Below are 4,617 nucleotides of genomic sequence, written 5' to 3'. Positions count from 1 at the left end.
GGAATTGATGGAGGAGTATGACATCGACCTCATTGTTTTAGCTCGTTACATGCAAATTTTGACTCCGAAGTTTGTTGCGACATACCCATCAAGCATCATCAACATTCATCACTCATTTTTACCTGCTTTCGTAGGAGCTAGTCCACACAAACGTGCCTACGATCGCGGCGTGAAATTGATTGGTGCCACTTCCCACTACGTGACGGATGATTTGGATGAAGGGCCAATTATTGAACAGGATGTGATCCGCGTCGATCACCGCAACAACGTAGCTGATTTGAAGAAAAAAGGCCGTTTGATTGAACGAAGCGTCCTTGCCCGCGGAGTGAAATGGCACCTTGAAGACCGTGTAATTGTGCATGAGAATAAGACGATTGTTTTTTAAGTAGAAAGGAGGCAGCTCGATGAGAAAATTACTGCTCACTGGTTTCGAGCCCTTTCTCAATTTTTCCATCAACCCTACTCAACAAATCGTTCGTGAATTGGATGGAATGGAGCTCAACGGCTTAACGATCATAGGAAAAGTGCTGAGCGTCAATTATGAAAAATCAGGTGAAGAGCTTCTTCACTATATCGAAGAAGTTCAGCCAGATGTCGTGCTTTCACTAGGTCTCGCTGCCGGACGTCACAAACTAACGCCTGAACGCATTGCGATTAATTGTGATGAAAGCAAAGATAAGGATAATCATGGTCATACACCAGATGGAGAGCCAATTATGAAAGATGGTCCAGACGGATTATTTTCAACCTTACCTATACAGGCCTTTGTGGAGCGGTTAATCGACCGAGGTTACCCTGCTGAAATATCAAACACGGCTGGCACTTACTTATGTAATCACGTTATGTATCAAGGGCTGTACCATTTTCGTGAACACCAACGAAGCGTACCATGTGGTTTTGTCCATATGCCAGCCTCGCATGAACTCGCTGTTGATCATAGCAATTTACCTAGCTGGTCGCAGGAAGATTTGACGAATGCGGTAAAGGAAATCATACAAGTCCTCTAATGTAGTAGAAGCCTCCGAAATAGATTCGGAGGCTTTTTTGTATAAGTCTAAGGATCTCTTTCCATACTAATTAGTAGGTTTAAAGAAAGAGGTGCTCAGATGGTAAAAAGAATACTATTCACTGCGTTACCCATCTTCTATATGATCCTCATTTGGATCCAATCGAGTCATTCCATCGAAGAGATTAAAAGATTTCTAGGTGTTCTACCATGACAGTAAATACGGTGTTTGAAAGCTTACACGTCGTAGAATTTGCATTTCTTTATTTGCTGGTTGTGTTAGCTTTAATTGCGAATGGAAAGTTTTCTAAGAAGACGAACGTACTTGCCGCTTTCCTGGCGATGACGTATGGATTTGTGGATGAAGTCCATCAACTCTATGTCGTCGACCGTTCGTTTACTGCGATTGATTTAGTGAAGGATTGGGGTGGGGTATGGATCGCCTGGTGGCTGGTCCATCATTGGAATTTTAAAGAAAAGAAGGAATCGGCTATTGTCGATGCGTAGACTGTCTTAATCATAGACAGTCTTATTTTTTGGGAAATCCTATAAAAAATAAGTTTTATATTCGTGTTTACTTACATATCATCATGATTCGATCTTTTATACAATAAATTTACTGTATTTTTTAAATTTACTGAAAAATTATTCAGAGGAGGAACAAGATGAAAAAACGTTATTGGGTGATGTTGCTCGTACTTTTCACTATGATTCTATCTGGGTGTCAAGATCCTACTAAGACAACCAGTTCAGGAAATGAAGAAGGTGGGGACTCTTCGTCCGGCGGAAGTGAAGGTGGGACATTGACGATCACCGACTTGACGGATGCGCAGAGCTTGGATCCGCACACCGTGACGGACGCGGCTTCTATGCGTTATATCGAGAATATGTACAATACGTTGTTCCGTTATAAGAGTGATGCTTACGGCGAAGTCGAAGGAGAACTTGTAAAGGATTACGAAATCTCTGAGGATGGCAAGACTTACACATTTACGCTTCATGATGGGGTGAAGTTCCACAATGGAGATAAGCTTACTTCTGAAGATGTGAAGTATTCCATCGAACGCATCATTGACAGTGAAGTCAGAAAAGCTCAATTTGATGCGCTGAAGAGTATTGAAACACCGTCTGAAACGGAAGTTGTCGTGACATTGGACAAGCCGGTAGCTCCTTTTGTAACGTTTCTTGCCAATCCAATGAATGCGATTGTAAACAAGACGATCGTTGAAGAAAATGATGGCGACCTGTCCAATGCGGATGCGGGAAGCGGTGCCTTCCAGCTCGTAAATTGGACGAAGGACCAGGAGATGGAACTTGAGAAATTTGATGATTACTTTAAAGAAGGTTTACCTTACTTAGATAAAGTGGTATGGCGTTCAATTCCAGATGAAACAGCGCGCTCCACAGCCATTCGTAACGGCGAAATTGATATCATTTTGCAAGCGGAACCAAAAGATATCAAGCTGATGGAAAAAGCTGAAGGAGTCAATGTTGAAACTGTGCCAGGAACGTATTGGGAATATGTTGGACTAAATACGAAAGAAGGGCCTCTTGCTGAGAAGAAGGTTCGTCAAGCGATTGCGTGGGCGACAGATCGCAATGCGATTAACGAAGCCGTTAAGTTCGGCGAAGCGTCTCCACTCTTAAGCGGAAACATTCCTGAAAACCACTGGGCTCACTTAGATGAAGAAATCTATCCTGAGCCGGATCCAGAGAAAGCGAAGCAGTTGCTAGAAGAAGCAGGCTATGGCGATGGACTTGATCTGAAAATGAAAGTGGGTACGAACCAATATCAAATCGATGCAGCCCAAGTAATCAAGCAGCAACTGAAGGATGTTGGCATTAATGTTGAAGTCGTTTCCCAAGAGAAAAGTGTCTTCTTTGAAGCACTTGGCGCTGGTGACTTTGAGATGACGGTTGTCGGCTGGGTTGGATTCGTCGATCCTGATGAATTCTTATACAACATCTTCCACACGGATGGGATGTACAACCAGCAAAACTACTCTAATCCAGAAGTAGACGAGCTGCTTGAGCAAGGCCGTCAAGAAATGGACCAGGAAAAGCGTAAAGAAATCTACGACAAAGCTCAAAAAATCATTGCTGAAGATGCACCGATGGTCTTCCTTTATGCGAATCCACACATTTCAGCGATTCGTGAGCGAGTCAAAGGCTTTGAAGTAGCTCCGACTGTAACGACTAAATCACTTGAAAAGACGAAAATCGAAGAGTAGGACTAAGGGGATAAGCGACCTTTTATTCAAGGCCGCTTTTTCCTTCATTCTTAGGAATTCTACCGTACAGGAGGGAGAAAAAAGGTGATTCAATACGTCATTAAGCGACTGCTTATATCCATTCCCGTGTTGTTCGGAATTTCTATCGTCGCGTTTTTCATCGTTCGGCTTGTCCCTGGAGATACCGTAACAGCCATGCTTGGGAACAGTTATACCCCTGGGCAGGCAGAAGCGCTGCGTGCGAAATATGGATTGGATGAACCACTGATCCAGCAGTATATTTTATGGTTAGGCAATGTGATAAAAGGAGATTTTGGATATTCTCAATTTACGAATACCCCGGTATTACAGGCGATTTTAGCTCGATTACCAATTACCATTGAGTTGGCGATTCTGAGCGTTGTCATCGCTGTTATATTAGCGATTCCGCTTGGAACAATCGCGGCTTTGAGAAGAAACAGCAAGTTTGATTATAGTGCCAGTTTTTTTGGGATGCTTGGGATTTCCATTCCGAACTTTTGGCTCGGAACATTAATGATTCTCTTCTTATCTTTATATGCAGGGTGGTTTCCATCAGGAGGCTTTGTCGGACTGTACGAAAGTGTTTGGGGGAATTTAAAGAGTATGATTTTACCTGCGATTGCACTTGGAACCGCGGTAGGAGCCGTGGCGATGCGGATGACGCGTTCCTCCATGCTTGAGGTGACGAACCAGGAATATATCAAAATGGCACGGGCCAAAGGGGTCTCCAGTCAGCGGTTGATATGGAAGCATGCGATTAAGAATGCATTGATTCCAGTAGTGACCGTTCTAGGGATTCAAACCGGCTATTTGCTCGGCGGTTCGGTTGTCATTGAGCAAATTTTCGGATTGCCTGGTGTCGGTCAGCTGGCGTTATCGGCAATTACCAACCGTGATTACGCACTGCTGCAAGGCACGATATTATTTATCGCCAGCGCTTTTGTCATTGTCAACTTGATCGTCGATGTCATTTATGGATTTCTAAATCCGCAGATTCGTTACTAGGAAGGAGGGATCATGGGTGTCAGACCTGTGGTATCAATTAAAGAAGAATAAAATTGCGATGTTCGGTTTGTTTATGACGTTAGCCTTGATTATTTTGGCGATTGCCGCTCCTGTCATTGCTCCCTACGATCCGTACAAAATGTCACCGGAGGCAAGACTTGCAGGACCTAGCTTTGCTCACTTGTTAGGGACCGATCAGTTCGGCCGCGATATTTTGAGTCGGATCATTTATGGAACAAGAATTTCATTGCAAGTCGGAATCATTTCCGTCGGTCTTTCTTTCGTACTTGGAACAATCATCGGAGTCGTCGCTGGTTATTATGGAAAATGGGTCGATGCCGTGTTGTCTCGCTT

Annotated in this window: 6 protein-coding genes; all 6 read left to right on the top strand. The window is 43.7% G+C overall.

Going from position 1 to position 4,617, the window contains the following annotated elements; all coding sequences use genetic code 11:
- Nucleotides 1-385, top strand: a 385-nt coding sequence (locus LD39_RS02125) for a formyltetrahydrofolate deformylase (RefSeq protein ID WP_035542392.1), incomplete at its 5' end; no start/stop codon positions are given.
- Between the two features lie 19 nt (nt 386-404).
- Nucleotides 405-1,007 carry a pyroglutamyl-peptidase I gene (locus LD39_RS02120; RefSeq protein WP_035542388.1) on the top strand — a complete coding sequence of 201 codons (603 nt, stop codon included), beginning with the start codon at nt 405-407 and terminating at the stop codon, nt 1,005-1,007.
- Nucleotides 1,008-1,216: 209 nt separating this feature from the next.
- Nucleotides 1,217-1,513, top strand: a complete 297-nt coding sequence (locus tag LD39_RS02115; protein WP_052158692.1) for a VanZ family protein — start codon at nt 1,217-1,219, stop codon at nt 1,511-1,513.
- A gap of 158 nt (nt 1,514-1,671) precedes the next feature.
- Nucleotides 1,672-3,237, top strand: a complete 1,566-nt coding sequence (locus LD39_RS02110) for an ABC transporter substrate-binding protein (RefSeq protein WP_035542386.1) — start codon at nt 1,672-1,674, stop codon at nt 3,235-3,237.
- Between the two features lie 84 nt (nt 3,238-3,321).
- Nucleotides 3,322-4,263, top strand: coding sequence for an ABC transporter permease (locus tag LD39_RS02105; RefSeq protein ID WP_035542384.1), 942 nt, complete (start codon nt 3,322-3,324; stop codon nt 4,261-4,263).
- Between the two features lie 16 nt (nt 4,264-4,279).
- Nucleotides 4,280-4,617: ABC transporter permease (locus LD39_RS02100; protein WP_035542389.1), on the top strand; the 338-nt coding region annotated here is incomplete at its 3' end.

Origin of the sequence: Halobacillus sp. BBL2006, assembly GCF_000786645.1 — a bacterium.
GTDB lineage: Bacteria > Bacillota > Bacilli > Bacillales > Halobacillaceae > Halobacillus.
Note: the sequence above shows the minus strand (reverse complement) of the source record. Positions and strands in the feature narration are given on the sequence as shown.

Excerpts from the sequence above, each read along its gene's own strand:
- LD39_RS02120 (WP_035542388.1), top strand. The coding sequence starts at position 405 with ATGAGAAAATTACTGCTCACTGGTTTCGAGCCCTTTCTCAATTTTTCC.
- LD39_RS02115 (WP_052158692.1), top strand. The coding sequence starts at position 1,217 with ATGACAGTAAATACGGTGTTTGAAAGCTTACACGTCGTAGAATTTGCA.
- LD39_RS02110 (WP_035542386.1), top strand. The coding sequence starts at position 1,672 with ATGAAAAAACGTTATTGGGTGATGTTGCTCGTACTTTTCACTATGATT.